General features: G+C 65.9%; 19 protein-coding genes, 1 pseudogene and 1 riboswitch. Of the genes and pseudogenes, 7 read left to right on the top strand and 13 right to left on the bottom strand.

Going from position 1 to position 20,348, the window contains the following annotated elements; translation table 11 throughout:
• The first annotated feature begins 36 nt into the window (after positions 1-36).
• Positions 37-513, top strand: coding sequence for a molybdenum cofactor biosynthesis protein MoaE (locus tag QTH97_RS12990; protein ID WP_286568565.1), 477 nt, complete (start codon positions 37-39; stop codon positions 511-513).
• A gap of 7 nt (positions 514-520) precedes the next feature.
• Here QTH97_RS12990 and QTH97_RS12985 read toward each other — a convergent pair whose 3' ends face one another.
• Positions 521-1,513: a Bug family tripartite tricarboxylate transporter substrate binding protein gene (locus QTH97_RS12985; RefSeq protein ID WP_444813430.1), complete on the bottom strand. Its 993-nt coding sequence runs from the start codon at positions 1,511-1,513 to the stop codon at positions 521-523.
• A gap of 91 nt (positions 1,514-1,604) precedes the next feature.
• Between QTH97_RS12985 and clpB the strand changes: the two genes are divergently transcribed.
• Entirely contained in the window at positions 1,605-4,226 is a 2,622-nt protein-coding gene (gene clpB, locus QTH97_RS12980; protein ID WP_286568564.1) for an ATP-dependent chaperone ClpB, read from the top strand.
• 5 nt (positions 4,227-4,231) lie between these two features.
• Complete coding sequence (locus QTH97_RS12975; protein WP_286568563.1) at positions 4,232-4,564, top strand: hypothetical protein; 333 nt, start codon at positions 4,232-4,234, stop codon at positions 4,562-4,564.
• An 8-nt stretch (positions 4,565-4,572) separates the two neighbouring features.
• On the opposite strand, the gene QTH97_RS12970 is transcribed toward QTH97_RS12975, so the two are convergent.
• Genes QTH97_RS12970 through QTH97_RS12945 form a run of 6 tightly spaced genes read right to left on the bottom strand, consistent with a single transcriptional unit; the run spans position 4,573 to position 11,216 of the window.
• Positions 4,573-6,390, bottom strand: coding sequence for an AMP-dependent synthetase/ligase (locus tag QTH97_RS12970; RefSeq protein WP_286568562.1), 1,818 nt, complete (start codon positions 6,388-6,390; stop codon positions 4,573-4,575).
• The gene (locus tag QTH97_RS12965) at positions 6,387-7,208 is read right to left on the bottom strand and encodes an ABC transporter ATP-binding protein (protein WP_286568561.1); all 822 of its coding nucleotides are present in this window, start codon (positions 7,206-7,208) and stop codon (positions 6,387-6,389) included. Before QTH97_RS12965 ends, QTH97_RS12970 begins: the two co-directional genes overlap by 4 nt.
• A gap of 7 nt (positions 7,209-7,215) precedes the next feature.
• Complete coding sequence (locus QTH97_RS12960; RefSeq protein WP_286568560.1) at positions 7,216-8,406, bottom strand: ABC transporter substrate-binding protein; 1,191 nt, start codon at positions 8,404-8,406, stop codon at positions 7,216-7,218.
• A 34-nt stretch (positions 8,407-8,440) separates the two neighbouring features.
• Positions 8,441-9,478, bottom strand: a complete 1,038-nt coding sequence (locus QTH97_RS12955; protein WP_286568558.1) for a branched-chain amino acid ABC transporter permease — start codon at positions 9,476-9,478, stop codon at positions 8,441-8,443.
• Positions 9,478-10,356, bottom strand: coding sequence for a branched-chain amino acid ABC transporter permease (locus QTH97_RS12950; RefSeq protein ID WP_286568556.1), 879 nt, complete (start codon positions 10,354-10,356; stop codon positions 9,478-9,480). The genes QTH97_RS12955 and QTH97_RS12950 overlap by 1 nt, the downstream gene beginning before the upstream one ends.
• The gene (locus QTH97_RS12945; protein ID WP_286568554.1) at positions 10,356-11,216 is read right to left on the bottom strand and encodes an ABC transporter ATP-binding protein; all 861 of its coding nucleotides are present in this window, start codon (positions 11,214-11,216) and stop codon (positions 10,356-10,358) included. The genes QTH97_RS12950 and QTH97_RS12945 overlap by 1 nt, the downstream gene beginning before the upstream one ends.
• Before the next feature lie 152 nt (positions 11,217-11,368).
• On the opposite strand from QTH97_RS12945, the gene QTH97_RS12940 reads away from it, so the two are divergent.
• The gene (locus tag QTH97_RS12940) at positions 11,369-12,046 is read left to right on the top strand and encodes a TetR/AcrR family transcriptional regulator (RefSeq protein WP_286568553.1); all 678 of its coding nucleotides are present in this window, start codon (positions 11,369-11,371) and stop codon (positions 12,044-12,046) included.
• A gap of 3 nt (positions 12,047-12,049) precedes the next feature.
• The gene (gene arfB, locus QTH97_RS12935) at positions 12,050-12,463 is read left to right on the top strand and encodes an alternative ribosome rescue aminoacyl-tRNA hydrolase ArfB (protein WP_286568552.1); all 414 of its coding nucleotides are present in this window, start codon (positions 12,050-12,052) and stop codon (positions 12,461-12,463) included.
• On the opposite strand, the gene QTH97_RS12930 is transcribed toward arfB, so the two are convergent.
• Both QTH97_RS12930 and QTH97_RS12925 read right to left on the bottom strand, forming a co-directional pair.
• Positions 12,432-14,153, bottom strand: a complete 1,722-nt coding sequence (locus tag QTH97_RS12930; protein WP_286568550.1) for a SulP family inorganic anion transporter — start codon at positions 14,151-14,153, stop codon at positions 12,432-12,434. The genes arfB and QTH97_RS12930 overlap by 32 nt on opposite strands.
• Before the next feature lie 69 nt (positions 14,154-14,222).
• The gene (locus QTH97_RS12925) at positions 14,223-15,014 is read right to left on the bottom strand and encodes an AraC family transcriptional regulator (protein WP_444813429.1); all 792 of its coding nucleotides are present in this window, start codon (positions 15,012-15,014) and stop codon (positions 14,223-14,225) included.
• Between the two features lie 175 nt (positions 15,015-15,189).
• On the opposite strand from QTH97_RS12925, the gene QTH97_RS12920 reads away from it, so the two are divergent.
• Positions 15,190-16,431: an MFS transporter gene (locus QTH97_RS12920; protein ID WP_286568546.1), complete on the top strand. Its 1,242-nt coding sequence runs from the start codon at positions 15,190-15,192 to the stop codon at positions 16,429-16,431.
• A 13-nt stretch (positions 16,432-16,444) separates the two neighbouring features.
• Complete coding sequence (locus QTH97_RS12915; protein WP_286568545.1) at positions 16,445-17,197, top strand: sulfite exporter TauE/SafE family protein; 753 nt, start codon at positions 16,445-16,447, stop codon at positions 17,195-17,197.
• 19 nt (positions 17,198-17,216) lie between these two features.
• On the opposite strand, the pseudogene arsC reads toward QTH97_RS12915, so the two are convergent.
• From arsC to QTH97_RS12895, 4 genes and pseudogenes are all read right to left on the bottom strand, one after another.
• Positions 17,217-17,585 (bottom strand): annotated as a pseudogene (gene arsC / locus QTH97_RS12910) (arsenate reductase (glutaredoxin)); the annotation flags it as partial.
• 20 nt (positions 17,586-17,605) lie between these two features.
• Positions 17,606-18,286: a glutathione S-transferase family protein gene (locus QTH97_RS12905; RefSeq protein ID WP_286568544.1), complete on the bottom strand. Its 681-nt coding sequence runs from the start codon at positions 18,284-18,286 to the stop codon at positions 17,606-17,608.
• Positions 18,287-18,317: 31 nt separating this feature from the next.
• On the bottom strand, positions 18,318-18,830 hold the full coding sequence (locus tag QTH97_RS12900) for a 6,7-dimethyl-8-ribityllumazine synthase (protein ID WP_286568543.1): 513 nt from the start codon (positions 18,828-18,830) through the stop codon (positions 18,318-18,320).
• An 86-nt stretch (positions 18,831-18,916) separates the two neighbouring features.
• Positions 18,917-19,074: riboswitch (FMN riboswitch) on the bottom strand.
• A 56-nt stretch (positions 19,075-19,130) separates the two neighbouring features.
• Entirely contained in the window at positions 19,131-20,261 is a 1,131-nt protein-coding gene (locus tag QTH97_RS12895; RefSeq protein WP_286568542.1) for a DNA glycosylase AlkZ-like family protein, read from the bottom strand.
• Between the last annotated feature and the right edge of the window lie 87 nt (positions 20,262-20,348).

Below are 20,348 nucleotides of genomic sequence, written 5' to 3'. Positions count from 1 at the left end.
CATCGGCGCAGTCTATCGCAGTGCCACAATCCCGGAATGACTGGTGCACGCGTTTCGATCCAAACTGAAGACTTCGACCTGCAGGAAGAGGTCGCCGCGTTGCGCGCTGGCGACGCGCGCGTGGGTGCGGTCTGCAGTTTCATCGGCACGGTGCGTGACCGCAACGACGGAAGCGCGATCGCCTCGATGGAACTAGAGCACTACCCCGGCATGACCGAGAAGGCGATCGAGGCCATGATCGACGAAGCGCATCGCCGCTTCGACATCCTCGGCGCCCGCGTGATCCATCGTGTGGGGCTGTTGCAGCCCCTGGACCAGATCATGATGGTGGCCGTCGTATCGGCGCATCGCGGCGAGAGCTTCCAGGCCTGCGAATTCCTGATGGACTACCTGAAGACCCAGGCGCCGTTCTGGAAGAAGGAACAGACGCCCGAGGGTGCGCGCTGGGTCGACGCCCGCGTCGACGACGACACGGCACTGGCTCGCTGGGGCATCACCACCGGCAACGCCTGAACCGCTCCTATTGGGGCTGGAAGCCGCTGGCCTTGATGATCTGTTCCCAGGTCTGGGTGTAGCTGCGCACGCGGCCGGCGAATTGGCCCTGTGGCATGAAGCCGACAGACAAGCCCATCGCCACCAGGCGCTCGCGCACATCGGGCATGGCAAGCACCTTCGACAGCGCCTCACCGAAGCGATCGATCACCGGCTGCGGCGTGCCTACCGGCGCGAAGATGCCGTAGTAGGGAAGGTCTTCCAGTCCCGACAAACCCAGTTCGGCAAAGGTAGGCACCTGCGGCAGCACGGCCTGGCGCTTGGCGCCGATCACGGCGACAACGCGAATCTTGCCGGCCTTCTGGTTTTCGATGAAGTCGGGAACGGAGCCGATGCCCGCGCTGATCTGGTTGCCCAGCATGTCCGCCATCATCGGCGCGCTGCCGCGGTAAGGGGCGGCCTGCAGATCGAGCTTGTACTTGGTGCCGATCAACTTGACCAGGAACTCGGGGATCGAGGCCGGCGCGGGCACGCCGATGGTGTCCTTGCCGCCGCGCTGGTTCCTGACCCACGCCACGTACTCGTTGACCGACTTGGCTGGCGTTCCGCCTGACACGGCGAGCGCGTTGGCAAAGGTCGCGAAGCCGGCGACGGGCACGAAATCGCGCGCCGGATCGAAGCCCGGATTCTTCACCACCAGCGGCAGGATGGAGATCGAGTGGTCATGCGTCAGGAACAGCGTGTGGCCGTCGGCCGGCGAGGCCTTGAGCGCCTGGGCGGCGATCTGGCCGCCCGCGCCTGCGCGATTCTCGACCACGACGGGGGTGCCCAGCTGGTCCTTGAGCTTCTCGGCCAGCGTGCGGGCGATGACGTCGGTGCCCCCGCCGGCCGGGAACCCGACCAATAGCCGGATCGGCGCGCCGGCGGGCTGCGCGAGCGCCATTCCCCCGGCGGCCAGCAGGCCTGCCGCGAAAACACCGCGCATCAGGCGCGTCACGCCACCCCATGTTGACTTGAGCATCTATCGACTCCAATGATTGCTTGTGGAAAAAAGTCCGGGCGGTCTTGATATCGCCTCGGAACGGCCCTATTTTGAATGCAGGAATCAAGCCATGCGTCAAGACAAACTCACCACCAAATTCCAGGAAGCCCTCGCCGACGCCCAGTCGCTCGCCTTGGGCAATGACAACGCTTACATCGAACCCGTCCACCTCCTGGTCGCCATGCTGCGCCAGGACGACGGTCCGCGGGCGCTGCTGGAGCGTGCCGGTGCCAATGTGCCCGGCCTGCTGCAAGCTGCCGAAGCGGCCATCAAGAAGCTGCCGCAGGTGCACGGCCATGACCAGGTGCAGGTCGGCCCTGAACTCGGCAAGCTGCTGCAGGCAACCGAGAAGGAATCCATCAAGCGCAATGATCAGTTCATTGCCAGCGAACTGTTCCTGCTCGCGCTGGCGGACAGCAAGGCCGACATTGGCAACCTGGCGCGCAGCAATGGCGTCACGCGCAAGTCGCTCGAAGCCGCGATCGATGCGGTTCGCGGCGGCCAGGGCGTGAACAGTGCCGATGCCGAAGGCCAGCGCGAAGCCCTCAAGAAATACTGCCTCGACCTCACCGAGCGTGCGCGCCTGGGCAAGCTCGACCCTGTGATCGGCCGTGACGAGGAAATCCGCCGCGCCATCCAGGTGCTGCAACGCCGTACCAAGAACAACCCCGTGCTCATCGGCGAACCCGGCGTCGGCAAGACCGCGATCGTCGAAGGCCTCGCGCAGCGCATCGTCGCGGGCGAAGTGCCCGAATCACTCAAGGGCAAGCGGGTGCTGTCGCTCGACATGGCGGCGCTGCTCGCTGGTGCCAAGTACCGCGGCGAGTTCGAAGAGCGCCTGAAGACCGTGCTCAACGAACTCGCGAAGGACGAAGGCCAGACCATCGTCTTCATTGACGAGTTGCACACCATGGTCGGTGCCGGCAAGGCCGAGGGCGCGATGGACGCGGGCAACATGCTCAAGCCGGCGCTGGCGCGCGGCGAACTGCATTGCGTCGGCGCGACCACGCTCGACGAGTACCGCAAGTACATCGAGAAGGACGCCGCGCTGGAGCGCCGCTTCCAGAAGATCCTCGTCGGCGAGCCGAGCGTGGAGGCGACCATCGCCATCCTCCGCGGACTTCAGGAGAAGTACGAGGTCCACCATGGCGTGGACATCACCGACCCGGCGATCGTCGCCGCAGCCGAGCTGTCCGACCGCTATATCACCGACCGCTTCCTGCCCGACAAGGCGATCGACCTGATCGACGAGGCCGCGGCCAAGATCAAGATCGAGATGGACTCCAAGCCCGAGGTCATGGACCGCCTGGACCGTCGCCTGATCCAGCTGCAGATCGAGCGCGAAGCCGTGCGCCGCGAAAAGGACGAATCCTCGCAGAAGCGCTTTGCGCTCATCGAGGAAGAGATCGCCAGGCTGCAGAAGGAAATCGCAGACCTCGACGAGATCTGGCAAGCCGAGAAGGCGCAGGCCCAGGGCAGCGCGCAGATCCGCGAGGAGATCGACAAGATCAAGTTCCAGATCGCGGAGTTCACTACCAAGGGCGATTTCAACAAAGTGGCCGAGCTGCAGTACGGCAAGCTGCCGGGCCTCGAGAAGCGCCTGAAGGAAGCGCAGGAGACTGAAGCCAACAAGGGCAGGTCCAGCGCACCCACCTTGCTGCGCACGCAGGTCGGCGCCGAGGAGATCGCCGAGGTTGTGGCGCGCGCCACCGGCATCCCGGTCTCGAAGCTGATGCAGGGCGAGCGCGACAAGTTGCTCATGATGGAAGAGAAGCTGCACGAGCGCGTGGTTGGCCAGGATGAGGCCATCGGCGCAGTTGCGAACGCGATTCGCCGCTCGCGCTCGGGCCTGTCGGACCCGAATCGCCCGACCGGCTCGTTCCTGTTCCTCGGCCCCACGGGCGTGGGCAAGACCGAGCTGTGCAAGGCGCTCGCGGGCTTCCTGTTCGACAGCGAGGATCACTTGATCCGCGTCGACATGAGCGAGTTCATGGAAAAGCATTCCGTCGCACGCCTGATCGGTGCGCCGCCCGGTTACGTGGGCTACGAGGAGGGCGGCTACCTCACCGAAGCCGTTCGCCGCAAGCCCTACAGCGTGCTGCTGCTCGACGAGGTCGAAAAGGCGCATCCGGATGTCTTCAACGTGCTGCTGCAAGTGCTCGACGACGGCCGCCTGACCGATGGACAGGGCCGTACCGTGAACTTCAAGAACACGGTGATCGTCATGACCAGCAACATCGGCTCGCCGATCATCCAGTCGATGGTCGGCAGGCCGAGCGAAGAGATCAAGGACGCAGTCTGGGATGAGTTGAAGAACTACTTCAGGCCCGAGTTCCTGAACCGCATCGACGAGACCGTCGTGTTCCACGCGCTGGACGCGAAGAACATCGAGGCCATCGCGGCGATCCAGCTCAAGGTGCTGCAGGAGCGACTGGCGAAGATGGACTTGGGTCTCGATGTGTCGCAGGCGGCGCTGGCGGAGATCGCCAAGGTCGGCTTCGATCCGGTGTTCGGTGCGCGGCCGCTCAAGCGAGCGATCCAACAGCGCATCGAGAACCCGTTGTCGAAGCTGCTGCTTGATGGAAGCTTCGGCCCGAAGGACACGATCGTCGTGACCACCGACCCGATCCAGGCGCCCGGGCAGTTCGCGTTCCGCAGGGCCGGGGAACAAAGCGCCGAGGCCGTGGCCTAAACCCGATGCTGAACTTCTTTCTGCGCCTGGTCCTTTTCTTCCTCGGTCTCATCGTGGCGGCCAGCCTGACCGTTGCCGTGCTCCTGCTGGCAATGGTCTGGGGGCTGCGCTACGGATGGGCGCGCCTCACGGGGCAGCCCGTGAAGCCGTGGGTCATGCGCTTCGACCCGCGAGGCGGCTTCGATCGCTTTCGGGCTGCGGGGCGCCCCGCCGAGCCGACGGCCGCAGATGTCGTGGCCGCCCGCGCACGGGGCCAGGAGGCCGACAGCCCGGTACGCTTGCGCGATCCGGGCCAGGTCACCGATGTTCAGGCCCGTCCGGTATCGCGCGACGACTGATCTCTTCCTCAAGCCCTGTAGAGGGCTTCGATGTCGGCCGCATAGGCGGCGTAGATGCTGGCCCGTCGCACCTTCATGGTCGCGGTCACCTCGCCATCGTCATGGTCGAGTTCCTTGCCCAGCAGATGGAATCGCCGCACCTGGGACACCTGGGCCAGCTGGGCGTTTCCGCGCAGGATCTCAGCGTCGATGAGTTCGCGCACGCGCGGTTGCTCCACCAGCGAGCGGAAATGGGTGAACGGGATGCGCTGCGCTTCCGCCCATTTGCCCACTGTCTCGTAGTCGATCTGGACCAGCGCGCTGACGAACTTTCGGCCGTCCGCCACCACGATGCACTCCTTGATGAAAGGACTGCCCTTCATGGTGTTCTCGATCTCCGAGGGTGTGAGGTTCTTGCCGCCGGCCGTGATCATGATGTCCTTGAGCCGGTCGACGATGCGCAGGTGGCCGTGCTCCTCACGCACGACATCGCCTGTGTGCAGCCAGCCGTCACGGATGGAAGCCGCCGTGGCTTCCGCGTTCTTGTAGTAGCCCTCGAACACCATGTCGCCCTGCACCAGCAGTTCGCCGTGGTCGCCGATGCGGTGCGACGCGCCTTCGATCGGCGGACCGACGGTGCCGACCGTGACATCGTCTCGATCATGGCCGGTGATCATGCCGGTCGATTCGGTCAGGCCATAGACTTCCACCAGAGGAACTCCCAGCGTGCGGAAGAAGCGCACGATGTCGGGCGGGATCGGTGCCGCGCCGGTCAGCGCGACCTTGGCGCGGCGCAGGCCGATGAAGTTCTGCAAAGCGCGCAGCACGGTCCAGTAGGAGAGGGCGAAGCGCGCACGCTCGCCGATGGTCCATTCCCTTCGCGGCTTCTCTGCCAGAGTGGCGCAAGCTGCCATTGCGCGTTGGTACAAGGCTTTCTGCAGCCTGCCGGCTTCCTGCATCTTGATGGTGATGCCGGCATGCAGCTTTTCCCAGATGCGAGGCACGCCGAGGAACATGGTGGGAGCCACCTCGCGCAGGTCTTCCTGCACAGTCCGGATCGACTCGCCGAAGTTGACCTGCGAGCCGAGGTATAGCGGCACGAAGGTCGAGAGCATCTGCTCGGCCACATGGCACAGCGGCAGGTACGAGAGATGGGTGGCGTCGCTGTCCAGGCCGAGGCGCTCGATGATGCCGGGCACGATGCCGCGGATGTTTCGATAGGAGATCATTGCGCCCTTGGGCTTGCCGGTGGAGCCCGAGGTGTAGATCATCAGCCCGGTGTCGGCCAGAGTCTGCGCCTGCAGTGCGGCGTCGATCTGCGCGTCGCCGCCCCGGCTCGCTGCTTCCGCACCGGCCCGCTCGACGTCGGCGAAGCGCACGACGCGGTCGTGCAAGGAGATGTCGAGGCTGCGCAGGCCTTTCGTTTCCATGACGATGATCTTCAGCAGGCGTGGCAACCGATCCAGCGCTTCGATGATCTTGTCGGTCTGTTCCTGGTCCTCGCAGACGATCACTTCGATGTCCGCGTGGGCCACCACGTACGCGATCTCGTTGCTCGGGCTGGTCGGATAGACGCCGACCGTCACCGCACCGACCAGCCCCGCGCCCATCTGCGCCAGCACCCACTCGATGCGGTTCTCGGAAATGATGCCGAGGTGGCCGCCCGCGGGCAGTCCCAATGCGCGGAGGCCGAGCCCGAAGTGACTCGCGCGTCGGTAGTAGTCCGCCCAGCTCACCGGATGCCAGATGCCGAAGTCCTTCTGCCGGATCGCGATGACGTCGGGCCGCGTACGCGCCTGCTCGCGCAGCATCTGCGGCAGGGTCGAGGCGGGTAGCACACTGCTCATGACAACCAGCGCTTGCGGCGCTTGTAGTGCTTGAGACCGCGGAAGCTGCGCGCCTCGCCACCGCCGCCCACGCCGAGGTAGAACTCGCGCACGTCGGGGTCGGCCGCGAGCCGCTCGGCGCTGCCGTTGATCACGACCTTTCCGTTCTCCATGATGTAGCCGCTGTGCGCGACGGCCAGCGCGACGCTTGCGTTCTGCTCCACCAACAGCATCGAGACGCCGCGCTCGGCATTGATTCTCGCGATGATGGTGAAGATGTCCTCCACCAGCTTGGGCGAGAGGCCGAGCGAGGGCTCGTCGAGCAGGATCAACTCGGGCTCGGCTACCAGGGCGCGGCCGATCGCGAGCATCTGCTGCTCCCCTCCCGAGAGGTAACCGGCCAAGCCCTTGCGCCGCTCATGCAGGCGAGGGAAGTAGGCATAGACGCTGTCGAAGCTGCGCGGCGGCGCGCCGCGGCCGGTGCGCGCATAGGTGGCGGCAACGAGGTTTTCCTCGACCGTGAGGTCCTCGAAGACGCGGCGGCCCTCCATCACATGGCTCAGGCCGCGTCGCACCAGCTGCTGTGGCGCTATCCGGTCGGTCGACACGCCGTTGAACACGATGCGGCCAGCCTGCAACTCGCCATCCTCCAGCGCGAGCAGGCCCGACACGGCCTTGAGCGTCGTCGACTTGCCAGCGCCGTTGCTTCCCAGCAGCGCCACGATCTGCCCACGCGGCACGGCCAACGACAAACCGCGCAGCACCTGCACGACCTTGTTGTAGACCACCTCGATGTTGTTGACCTCCAGCACCAGGTCCTTGGCCGCCGCGTTGCTCATCGATGCGTCAATCCAGCTTGATCCAGTCCGATGAGGGCACCATCTTCTGTGCCTTCATGTCGGCGGTGTAGACGCGCCCGACCGGGATCGAGTTGCCCTTGATGGTGATCGGCACCCCGATCAGGCCGCCCGTGTCGAAGTCCTTGATGGTGTTGAGCGCCGCCTTCAGGTTCTTGCCGTCCAGCGGCTTGCCCGCATCGAGCGTTCGCTTGGCTGCTTCGGTGAACAGCATCGCCGTCAGGAAGCCCTGCGTGTATGCGGTGCTCTGGTACTCGGGGCGCATCTGCCGGATCTTGTCGAGCATTGGCGACTTGGCGGAGGTGTCGTAGTAGTAGCGGTAGGGCATCACCCCCATGAAACCGTCGCCTGCCTCCCCCATCTTCATGACGGTCGAACTGTCCATGGTCCAGAAGGTGCCCATCCACTTGCTGGTCATTCCCATCTGCTTGCCCTGCTGTACGAACTCCGGAATCGGCGCGAGCACGTAGCCGTGAAAGATCGTGTAGTCGGGATTGGCGCGGCGCAGCTTGATGACCTCCGTCGACACATCGACGCTGCCGGGCGGCGTCATGAGCTTGACCGCCACCGTAAGGCCCAGCTTCTTGGCTGCCGCTTCGCTGGCTTCGATCGGATCGCGACCGAATTCGGAGTCGGAATAGACGAAGGCTACCTTGGCACCCGGCTTTTCCTTTGCGATGTGCTTCAGCAGGATGCCGAACATCTCGGTGTAGTCGGGGCCGACCAGGAACTGGTTCGGGTACTTTGCCGGGTCGTTGAGTTCGGTCGCAAAGGATGCACCCGCCATCAGGATCTGTCCGCTGCGGTCAAGCTCGGGGTTGATGGTCTTCGAGAAGCCTGTGGAGTCGCCGTAGTAGAGGTTGACCTTGTTCTGGCTCGTGATCTTCTTGAATGCGGCCACGGATGCGTCGACCTTGTAGCCGGTGTCCTCCGGCACGTAGCGCAGCTTGCGGCCCTTGATGCCGCCGGCGTCGTTGACGATCTTCACGTAGTCGGCAATGCCGGCATTGATGCCGATGCCGGCGAATGCGAAGACCCCCGTCATGGGGATCGATCCGCCGATCACGATGTCCTCGCCGGCCTGGGCATGGACGGACAGCGGCGCGGCAAGCGCGGCGCCGGCGGCCAATACCAGGCTGCGACGGCGCAGAGAGGGGGATGACTTCTTCTGTGCATTCATGGATGTCTCCGGTTGTGAATGTGACTGGCGGGATTCATGACCTGAAAGGCCAGAGGTGGAAGAAGCGACGCATGCGCCGCCACACTTCCGCGAGGCCATGCGGCTCGAACACGAGGAAGCCGACGATCAACAGGCCGAAGACCAGGGTTCGAACGGGCGAGAGGAACACCGTCATTTCCGTGCCGCCCGGCAACAGGTCGAACACCAGCTTGAGCAGCTCCGGCACCATCGTCATGAAAAGCGCGCCGAGGATGCCGCCGAGAATCGTGCCCATGCCGCCGACGATGATTGCGGCCAGGAAGAAGATCGACATCAGCAGCGGAAAGCTCTCAGGCGTGACGACGCGGAAGAAGTAAGCCCAGAGCCCACCTGCCACGCCCGCGTAGAAGGACGAGAGACCGAAAGACAGAAGCTTGTAGCGAAGCAGGGGAATGCCGAGAACCTCGGCCGAGATGTCGCGGTCGCGAATCGCGATGAAGGCGCGGCCGATGCGCGTGCGGAACAGGTTGGCTGCCCCCAGCACCATCGACAAGGTGACCGGCACGATCACCCAGTACAGCCGGAAGGAAGTGTCGAGCGCGAGCCCGAACAGCTGCGCGGGCGGCAGCGAAAGGCCGGAGGTGCCGCCCGTGAGCTTGAGGTTGGCGAACAGGAAGTGCGCGATGAACGAGGCCGCGATCGTCGCGATCGCGAGGTACAGGCCCTTCACGCGCAGCGAGGGAATGCCGACCACCAGGCCACCGAGCATCGCCACGACGCCGCCCGCGATCAGGTTGAGTAGAAAGGGCGTGCCCAGCCGCGTCTGCATGATGGCGACGGTGTAAGCGCCCAGGCCCATGAATGCGGCCTGGCCGAGGCTGACCAGCCCGGTGTAGCCGGTGAGGATGTTGAGCCCGGTGGCGCTCGCCACGTTGATCGCGACCAGGCAGGCCAGGTACAGCCAGTAGTCGCTGGCCATGAAGGGGAAAAGCAGGAGCAGTGCGGCACCGATGCCGAGCCATGCCTTTTGCGTGCGCGAATCGAACAGCGCGGCGTCGGCGATGTAGCTCTGCTTCAGTGTGCCGATGCGCATCAGAGTCTCTCGATCTCGTGGGTGCCGAAGAGCCCGTAGGGCCGGATCATCAGCACGCCGACCAGCACGACGAAGGTCGCGAGCAGCCTGTATTCGCCGCCGAGGTAGGAGCCCGCCAGCGCCTCGATCAGCCCGATGAAGACGCCGCCGACCAGTGCGCCGAGCACACTGTCGAGACCGCCCACGATCACCACCACCAGCACCGACAGGCCGAACACGCCCATCGACGACGAGATGCCGCCGATCGAGCCGACGATGATGCCGGCGACCGCCGCGATCATGGCCGACGCCACCCACGCCAGCGAGAACACGCGCGGCACGTTGATGCCCATCGAGTAGGCGGCCGCCTGGTCGGAGGCGGTGGCCCGCAGCGCGACCCCGCCGCGCCAGAATCGGAACACCAGCAGCACGAGCACGATCAGCACCAGGGCCACCAGCGAGCCGTACGCCACCTTGGGCGCGAGGAAGGCATCTCCGATCATCACCGGCGTCTTCGGAAGGAATTCGGGCAGGCGGCGCTGGTCGGCGGTCCAGATGATCTCGACCAGCCCGACGAGGATCGATGCAAGCCCGACGGTCACCATGAAGACCGAGATCGGCGGCTCGCCGAGCAGCGGCCGGATCATGGTGCGTTCGACCACCGCGCCGAGCAGGCCGGTGCCCAGAACCGCGCCGAGCACCGCCAGCCAGATCGGCAGCGAGAAACTCGCCGCGAAGGCGAAGAACAGGTAGGCGCCGATCATCAGCATCTCACCGATCGCGATGTTGACGACGCGTGTTGCCTTGTAGACCAGCACGAAAGCGAGCGCGGCGAGTGCGTACAAGCCGCCGCTAGCCACGCCGTTGAGCGCGATCTCGAAGAGGTAGGCCCAATCCATCAGGCAGCCTCCGCGGCGGCCCCGCCGCGCAACTTCTGGCGCAGCGCACCGACATCGCCTGCGCCGAGGTAGGCGCGAATCACTTCGGGGTCCGCCTGCACATGCGCCGGCGCGCCCTGGGCAATCACCTGGCCGAAGTTGAGCACCACGACGTGATCGGACAGGTCCATCACCATGCCCATGTCGTGCTCGACCATCAGTACCGTCACGCCCCATTCGTCGCGAACGTCGAGGATGAAGCGCGCCATGTCCTCGGTCTCTTCGCGGTTCATGCCGGCCACCGGCTCGTCGAGCATCAGCACGCGCGGCTGCATCGCGAGGGCGCGGGCCATCTCGACGCGCTTCTGCAGGCCGTAGGGCAGGGCGGAGACGGGCGCGTGGCGGATGTGGTCGATCTCCAGGAAATCGATGATGCGTTCCTCGACGTCGCGGCGCAACTCTGCCTCTTCGCGTCGTGCGCGCCCTAGATAGAGCAGGGCGTCGAACACGTTCGACTCGAGGTGCGCATGACGTCCGAGCTTGATGTTGTCGAGCACCGTCATGCCGCGGAACAGTGCGATGTTCTGGAAACTCCGCGCCAGGCCCAGGCGGGCTCGCTTCGGCGCGGGCAGGGTGGTGATGTCACGCCCTTCGAACAGCACGCGCCCGGTCGCGGGACGATAGAAACCGGAGATGGTGTTGAACAGCGATGTCTTGCCTGCACCATTGGGGCCGATCACCGCAGTGATGGAGCCCGGCTCGACCTCGAAGCCCACGCCGCTCAGCGCACGCACGCCGCCGAAGGCGAGCGTGAGGGCATCGACCTGTAGCACTGGGCCGGATGGCACGGCGACGTCGGAACTCGGCGAAGCGTCAGGCATGGGGGCGGGTGCGTTTCGGAAAGAAGGGCCGCGGATCGATCAGGGTTTGCATGGGCTGAATGGAGCCTACCGGTGCGTAGAATTTCTACTCACCGGTAATGTCCGATGCGCCACCTGCTGGAAGCATCGGGACTTTCCCGGGCACCCGATCCATGGCCACCAGAACACCCCGAAAAGCCGCCGGCATATCGCCCTGGAAGCCGGCCGGCGCACGCGCGCAACAGCGCGAGGCCAAGCGCAACGCCGTGCTGCAGACGGCCGCACAGCTCTTCAACGAGCGCGGCTTCCATGCCACCTCGCTGGACGACATCGCCGAACGGCTGCACGTCACCAAGCCGACGCTCTACTACTATGTGAAGAGCAAGGACGACATCCTGCTCGAATGTGTTCGCACCGCGCTCGGCATGATGAAGGAGGGCATCGACGAGGTCCGGCGCGCCGGCGGCAGTGCGATCGACCAGCTCGTGGAATGCATGCGGATCTATTCACGCATCGTCACCATGGACTTCGGCATGTGCGTCATCCGCATCGGCGAGGACCCGCTGCCGGCGCCGCGGCGCAAGGAACTGAGGCGCCTCAAGGCCGGCATCGACCTGGAGTTCCGGCGTCTCATCGCTGACGGCATCGCCGAGGGCTCGCTCGCGCCGTGCGATCCGAAGATGGCTGCTTTCGTGCTCGCCGGTGCCTTGAGCTGGATCGGTCGATGGTATCGCCCCGATGGCGACATGACGCCCGAGCAGATTGCCGACGAGAGCATCGCGCTGCTGATGGCGGGCGTGCGCCAGCGGCCGACGCCGGCGAAGAAGGCGGCGACACGCAAGTCAAAATAGCGGATGACTTCGCCGCGCCCACCTGTGCTGATCGATCCGTTGGAGGTCGAGTTCAGCGCGATCCGCGCGCAGGGCGCGGGCGGACAGAACGTCAACAAGGTTTCCAGCGCAGTGCATCTGCGCTACGACATTCCGGCCAGCTCGCTCCCTGACGATGTCAAGGAGCGCCTGCTCGCCTTGCGCGACAGCCGCATCACGCAGGAAGGCGTGCTCGTACTGAAGGCGCAAAAGCACCGCAGCCAGGACATGAATCGCGGCGATGCGCTCGCGCGCCTGCAGGAATTGGTTGACAGCGTTGCCGCACCGCCGCGCGTGCGCCGCGCCACCAAGCCGAGCTACGGCGCGCGGCAGCGCCGGCTCGAGGGCAAGAGCCAGCGCTCGGCCATCAAGAGCCTGCGTGGGCCGGTGAAGGATTGACGTTCTCGCGCGGGCCCGCCGCGCCGCACGCATTGGAGAGTGCCGCCAACGCCTCGGCGTCGGTCCGGTAGCTGAAGAGCATCGGGCCGGGCGCCAGCAATCCGGCGCGGTCGAGCACCTGCTGCGCGGGCAGCTTGAGGCCCGAGATGTGAAAGCGAACGCCCTGCGATTCGAGCAGGCGGCGAATGCTGCCGAAGACTTCGGCGCCCGTGATGTCGACGCGGTTGATCGGCTGCGCGAAGAGGCACACGTCGGTCAGGCCCGGCCGCTGCGCCAGCGCGACGGTGACGGCGCGCTCCAACGTGCTGCCGGATGCGAAGTCGAGTTCCGCGTCCATGCGCAGCGCGTAGAGGTCGGGCGCAAGCGGTGGCAGATGCCACAGGTGACGGTCGCGCAGGCTGCCGTCGGGGTGCAGGCCGACTTCGATGATTCGCGGATGCAGGTGGCGGTACATGTAGTGCGCCAGCGCCGCGAGCAGGCCGCCCAGCACCCCCCAATAGATGGAAGGTGCAGTGGCGATGGTCAGTGCAAAGGTGCCGAGTGCGATGGCCGTCTCGATGCGGGAGATGCGCCACAGGGCGACGAAAGCCGATGGCCGCAGCAGGCCGATGGTCGCCGTGGCCACGATCGACGCAAGCACCGCCTGCGGCACGTGATAGAGCAGCGGCATGGCCCAGAGCAATGCCGCCGCGACCACGGCGACGCTGAAGAGCGTCGCCCACTGTGTCTTGGCGCCCGCATAAAGCGTGATCGCCGAGCGCGAGAACGACGAGCTGGTCGGGAACGAGCCCGTGAGGCCCGAAGCGATCTTGCCCAGCCCCTGGCCGATCAGATCCTGGTTCTCGTTCCACAGCTTGCCGGCGCGCGCGTTGTCCACCTTGGCGCTCGATGCTGTTTCCAGAAAGCTCACGAGCGTGATCAGGAAGGCCGGCAGCAATAGCGTGCCCAATTCGTTCAGTGTGATCCCGCCGGGCCAGTAGAACGAGGGCAGTCCGGAGGGCAGCTTGCCGATCACCGCGCCGCCCTTCAGCGCATAGCCGATCGCAGCGCTCGCAGCCGCAGCGACCGCGACGAGCGCCATGGTCGTCGGGAAGCGCGGCATCATCCTCTTGCCAAGCCACAGCATGGCCATGCCGCCCAGGCCGAACGCGATCGCGATGTAGTCGGGCGGCGGCCCGTGCAACACCTGGGCGAACGAGCGTCCCGTGAAACCCAGCAACGCCGGCAGTTGCGACAGCGTGATCAACACCGCCGCGCCTTGCGTAAAGCCCATCAGCACCGGCGAATTGACCATGCGCAGCAACCAGCCGAAGCGCGCTGCGCCCAGCACCACTTGCATCACTCCCGACAGCAGGGTGAGCCAGACGGCGAAGGCAACCCATTCGCTGCTGCCCGGAATGGCCAGCGGCGCGAGCGAAGCGCCGACCAGGAGGCTCGTCAACGCGGTGGGCCCGACCGACAGCCGCGCCGAGGAGCTGAAGAGCAGTGCGACCAGCGCCGGCAGCAGCGCAGCGTACACGCCGGTCACCAATGGCATTCCGGCCAGCGCCGCGTAGGCCACGCCTTGCGGGATGACCATCAGCGCCACCGTGAGGCCGGCCGCGGCCTCGTTGACGAGCAGGGCCCGGTCGGGGCGCGGCCAGGAAAGGAAGGGGAACCAGCGCTCGAGCTGGTGGCGATTCAAGGCCATGGCCTTGGCGCGCGAAAGGGTGGGAAATGCACCCGGCGATGATACGGAAGCGCCTTGCGCCGCGGCAGGTCAGGACCGTCGCTTGTGCTGGAAAGCCGTCGGCGATTGCCCTGTCGCCGCCTTGAACATGGCGCAGAAAGCGCTGTCGGTTGCATAGCCGCTGGCCGACGCGACCTGGCTGACCGCCATGCCGCGCGCCAGCAGGGGCAGTGCATGCGCGAGCACGGCCTGTTGGCGCCACTGTTGCCAGCTCATGCCGAGTTGGTCGCGAAACAGGCGTGCCACGGTACGCTCGCTGGCGCCGATGGCCTCGGCCCGTTCGGCCAGCGTGGCGCGGTTGGCCGGATTGCGCAGCAACGCCTCGCACAGCTGGCGCAGCCGCTTGTCGGAAGGCAGCGGCACGTCGATGCGGATTTGGGTCGCACGTTCGAGTTCGTCGACCAGGAGCGGTGCGATCCAGCGTTCGCGCTGCGCGGCGTGAGGATCGGCCGGCGGCATGCCGTCCGGCGTCGTGTCGAGCGCCAGCATCAGCGCCCGCAGCAGGGGGCTGATTTCCAGCACCTCGCACTTCTCCCATGTCGGCCCGAGCCAGCTATGGAGATACACGGTCCGCAGTTCGGCATCCTCGATCAGCGTGACGCTGTGCGCCATGTCGGCCGGTACCCACAGGGCCCGCGACGGCGGCACGATGTAGCTGCCGTCCTCCGTGCTGAGGCGGATCACGCCACGCGTCGAGAAAGTCAGCTGGGGCCACGGATGTTTATGCAGGTCGACCAGCGTGTCGGCCTTGAGAAAGTGCTCCTTGGCGCGCAGCGGGCGCAGCGCGTTCGGCTCGTACAGATGAGGCGTGAGGGGTCCCACGCTCGTCGTGACTTCGGAGTGGGGGAGGATGGAGCGCCTGGTGCCCGTGTCGACGGGGGCCAAAGGCGGGGCGGCAGTAGACGGCATGATTTCGACAAATGTTGTCTCTGTATCGCCATTCTGCCGCGACACGCTGGCTTAGGATCGATGTCCATCCAGTTTGTTGTTGCAATCCATGTCTTCCTCCAACGCGACCACCGCCACGACCAGCTTGGGCTCCGATGCCAGGTTGATTGGCCTCGTCGGCCTGGCGCACGCCGTCAGCCATTTCGCCCAGCTCGTGCTTCCGCCGTTGTTTCCGTGGCTCAAGGACGCGTTCAATGTGAGCTACACCGAACTCGGTGCGGTGCTCACCGTGTTCTTCGTCGTGTCGTGCATCGTGCAGGCGGCCTCGGGTTTCATCGTCGACAAGCTGGGCCCGCGGCCCGTGCTGTTCGTCGGGCTCGGGATGCTCGGTCTTGCGGCCTTCGGCTACGCGATGGCGCAGAGCTACTGGATGCTGCTTGGCTGTGCCGTCGTGGCGGGCGTGGGCAACGGCGTGTTCCATCCCGTCGACTACACGCTGTTCAATCGCAAGGTCGCACCGACGCGGCTCGGGCATGCCTACAGCGTGCACGGCATCACAGGCAGCCTCGGCTGGGCGCTGGCTCCGGCCTTCGTGGTGCCGTTGGCAATGGCCTTCTCGTGGCGCGTGGCGCTGGCCTCTGCGGGCGTGGTGGCCGTGGTCGTGCTGCTCATCCTCTGGGCCAACCGCAGCGTGCTGTCGCTGGATGTGAAGGCGGTCCACAAGGCGACCGGCGCCGACGTGGCCACGGGCAGCGAGTTCGCGTTCCTGAAGATCCCTGCAGTCTGGATGTGCTTCGGCTTTTTCTTCTTCTACGCCATGGCGCTGAGTGTCGTGCAGACTTTCGCGCCCGCTGCCGCGGGTCGTTTGCACGCGGTGCCGGTGACGCTGATCGCCATCTGTCTGACCGTCTACATGGTCGCCAGTGCGGCGGGCATGGTGGTCGGCGGTTTCCTGGCGTCCGACCCGTCGCGCTGCGAGCGCGTCGTCGGCGCGGGATTCGGCGTGGCGGCAGCCATCGCGCTCGTGCTCGCGCTGGCTGACTTCGCGCCCTTCCTGGTCCCGGTCATGTTCGGTGCGATGGGTTTTGCGACCGGCATCGCGGGGCCGTCGCGCGACCTGCTGGTCAAGCGCTCGACGCCCGCGAATGCCTCGGGGCGTGTCTATGGCGTGGTCTATGCGGGCCTGGACATCGGGCAGGCCATTGCGCCGCTGATCTTCGGGCGGCTGATGGACCATGGCCTGTACGGGAGCGTGATCGTCGGCCTGGCCGTGGTGCAAGGCGTGCTGATTGCCAGTGCGTTCAATGTGAGGCGTGTCCGTCGCGAAGCGCTGGTGCCAGCGTCCGCCTGAAGCGCTTTCGGTTTTGTCTCTCTATCTGATCGTCGCGCTGGGCGCGGTGGTGGCCGGCTTCGTGCAGGGCCTGTCGGGCTTTGCGTTTTCCATGGTCTCGATGTCGATCTGGGCCTGGACGGTGGACCCCAAGCTCGCGGCCGTGCTGGCGACCTTCGGCGGGCTCACCGGGCAAGTCATCGCGGCTGTGACGACGCGGCGCGGTTTCGACAGGGCGCTGCTGCTGCCTTTCATCCTCGGCGGGCTGGCCGGCCTCCCGGTCGGCGTCTGGCTGCTGCCACGACTCGACGTGCCTCTGTTCAAGGCCTGTCTCGGCGGCTTGCTGGTGATCTGGTGCCCTGCGATGCTGATGGCGCGCAACCTGCCGCGGATCACGCTGGGTGGGCGATTGACCGACGCAGTTGTGGGCCTGCTTGGCGGCGTGTGCGGCGGACTGGGTGGCTTCACCGGTGCGATTCCGACCCTCTGGTGCACGCTGCGCAATCTGGACAAGGACGTGCAGCGTGCCGTGATCCAGAATTTCAATCTATCGATGCTGGCCGTCGCGTTCGCGCTGTACCTGGGCGCAGGCATGGTGAGCGTCGCGATGGTGCCTCTGCTTGGCATCGTCGCGCTGGCCGTGCTGGTGCCCGTGCTGGTCGGCGCAAGACTCTATGCCGGCCTCAGCGAGGCGGCTTTCCGGCAGATCGTGCTCGGGCTGCTCACCTTGTCCGGCGTGGCGCTTCTGGTGTCTTCGCTGCCCGTGCTGTTGGCTCGCACGGGTTGAGGCCCGGCGAAATGCGCTAGGGCTTCGGAAGAATCTCGAGCACCTGCTCGGCAGGCCGGCACAAGCGCGTGCCGATCGGCGTGGCGACGATCGGGCGGTTCATGAGAATCGGGTGCTCGACGATGAACTCCAGCAACTGGTCATCGGTCCACTTCGGGTCGCCGAGACCGAGCTCGTCGTAGGGCGTTCCCTTCTGGCGCAGGATGTCGCGCACCGGGACATCCATCGCCTTCACAAGTTCGCGCAATTGCGCCTTGGTGGGCGGCGTCTTGAGGTACTGGACCACTTCGGGCTCGAAGCCGTTGTCGCGGATCAAGGCCAGCGTGTTGCGCGAGGTGCCGCACGCAGGGTTGTGAAAGATGGTGATCGAGGGAGATTTGGATTGCATCGCGCCATTCTCTTCGTTGCTCAAGTCGCAGACTCAGTGCCTTCCCAACCTGGTGTGAACGGGAAGCGCGCAGCCCAGAAGTCCCCCAGGCGCGGCTCCGCGTCTACCCGGCGAACCATGTCGGCCAGGCGCGGGGCGTCCCGGTAGAAACGCATGCGCCGTGGCGTCCACCGCGACACCACCGTCACGTAGAGATCGAGGACGCTGACCCTGTCGCCCAGCAGATAGGGCGAGCCTTGCGGCACCCCGGCATCCATCAGGCGCCAGCATTCGGAAATGCGCTCGGCGGTGCGTGCGAGGACGACGGCTTCGGCCTTTGCATCGGCGGCGAGCCGCGACGGCACGTCCCGGAGCCAATACATCGAATAGATCGCGGCAGAAACGTAGGCCATCCACCGCAGGTACTGCGCGCGCAGGGGATGGTCGACCCCGGGGGCGAGGCAAGCCTCCGGATGACAGTCGCCGAGCCAGACCAGGATCGCCGCGCTCTCGGTCATCACCTCGCCCGAGGGAAGCACCAGCACGGGTGCCTGCCGCATCGGGTTCACGGGCAAGAGCTTGTCGCGCTCCGCTTCGCTCTTCCACGGCGCTATGTCGACGGTGTCAACCGGTGCGCCGATCAGCGTGAGTGCAGCATGCACGGGTGTCGCGCCCGATCCGGGCGCACCGTAGAGGGTGTAGGGCTTGGCGCTGGCGTCCATCGCCAAAAGCCTACTCCGCTCTACACGGAACTCAAGCGGCGATCAGCGCCTCCACGCGCCGAAGTCCTTCGATGGTCTTGACGCAGGCTTCGGCCGCCTCGGTGCCCTTGACCGCGAAATGGGCGTGAAAATACTTGCGGTGCTCCACGTGCTCGTGGAAGTGGTGCGGCGTGAGCACGGCCGAGAGGATCGGCACGTTGGTCTCGAGCTGTACCGTCATCAGCGAATTCACCACCGTGCTGGCGACGAATTCATGGCGGTAGATGCCGCCGTCGACCACCAGCGCGCAGCCGACGATGGCGGCGTAGCGGCCCGAGGTGGCGAGCCGCTTGGCATGCAACGGGATCTCGAATGCGCCGGGCACGTCGAACACGTCGATGGTGTCGAGCGGCACGCCCTGCCGCTTCATCTCGGCGAGGAAGGCGTCGCGCGCCTGGTGGACGATGTCCGAATGCCATTGCGCCTGAACGAAGGCGATGCGCTGGCCGCGCGGCGCGTCCGATGCAGGAATGGCGGAAAGGGGAAGGTCGTTGATCTGACTCATGGTGTGCCTTTTGAAGGATTTCCTGAATCAGGGCGCACGAACCCGAGGCCGGGCATGCGCACGAACACGCCCGCCCGGCAACGGGATCGCGCTCTCTTTCATCCGGACTATGACCGTCGGCCCCGGGATCTCACCAGGTCTGCTGACCCTCCGGCGCATGGCGCGCCGCAGGCGCTCGCGGGCTCGTGCGGCTCTCGCCGCCATCACCGCCGGTGGGGAGTTGCACCCCGCCCTGAGAACGCTTGCTCCGGCCGCGGCCGGAACGTCGCAGATTCTATGCAACACGTGCCGCTGGCGCTGTCACGCAAGCGGCAAGTCCCTGGCAGTCGGGCGGGGATCGAGCCGGCCGGACAGGAACAGCGTCATGCGCTGCATCTCATCGTCGAGTGCCGCACGGAATGCGGGGCCGCTCGGCTTCTTGCCGGCAAAGCCGAGGACCGGCTGCAGTTGCCCCTGGTGGATCGACACATTCGCCCATCCGATGACGCGGTCGTGCAGCATCAGCGGCAAGGCGTAGTACCCGAATCGCCGTTTCGGCGCCGGTGTGTAGGCCTCGAACTTGTATGTCCAGTTCCACAGGAGTTCGAAGCGCCGGCGATCCCATACCACGGGGTCGAAGGGCGCCAGCAGGCGAAGCGCATCGTCGGGCGCGTGACGTCGCGACGCGGGGTTTTCGTCGGCGGGCCAATGCCATGTGGTGCCGTCGATGCGGCAACTGGCGAGTTCTTCGCGAGCGAGACGCAGCGCCGCCTGTGTTTGCGCGGCCAGATGCGGTGCGCCGTAGCCCAGCAGTCGCACCAGATAGGTCAGGCTTGCGGACGGCAGGGGAGCGTACTTGCCCACCACCAAGGCTACCAACGCGGCAGCGCGTTGCGCGCGGCCGTCAGGGCTGTCGTCAGCGACGGGATGCGTCACCGCTTCGTAGATCCGCGTACCGCCCTCACGCCGCTTCACGCGCAGCATGCCACGGTAGTGCAATCCATCGAGCAATTGGGTACTTGCGTTGCTCGAGCCACCCCAGTAGTTGTTCACCCGTCCATGCGCGAAATGCTGCTCCACCTGCCTCGGATGCACGAGACCGTGCTCGCGCACGTAGGCCAGTACGTCGGCCGCCTTTCGCCGGGTCTCCGCGTCCCAGGCTCGGGAGGCTTCGCGCGGATGCATCAGTGCCAGATGCTCGCGAGGCAGGAAGCCGTAGTTGACCAGGCAGTCCTCCTCAACCGCCAGCCGGGCGTAGCGGCTCTCCAGATCGCCGGCGCGGTAGTCCTTGACGCGATGACGCAGTGTCAAGTCCTGAGCGCGCGCCGGGGAGCGTATGGGGTCCGCCTGCACGAAGCCCAGGCGCCGAATCGCGCCCATCAGGGTGGCGGGCGGAAACAAGGTGCGTGCCACCGCATAGCGGCGCAACGCGTCGATCGTAGGCTCGTGCATTCGCCGGATTGCAGCACAGCGTCGCGGCAGCCGCCTTCGGTACTTCCGCAGACCTCGATCGCCAACGGGTTGGTTGCAGAAAAAAGC

The organism is Variovorax gracilis, assembly GCF_030317115.1.
Taxonomy (GTDB): domain Bacteria; phylum Pseudomonadota; class Gammaproteobacteria; order Burkholderiales; family Burkholderiaceae_C; genus Variovorax; species Variovorax gracilis.
Note: the sequence above shows the minus strand (reverse complement) of the source record. Positions and strands in the feature narration are given on the sequence as shown.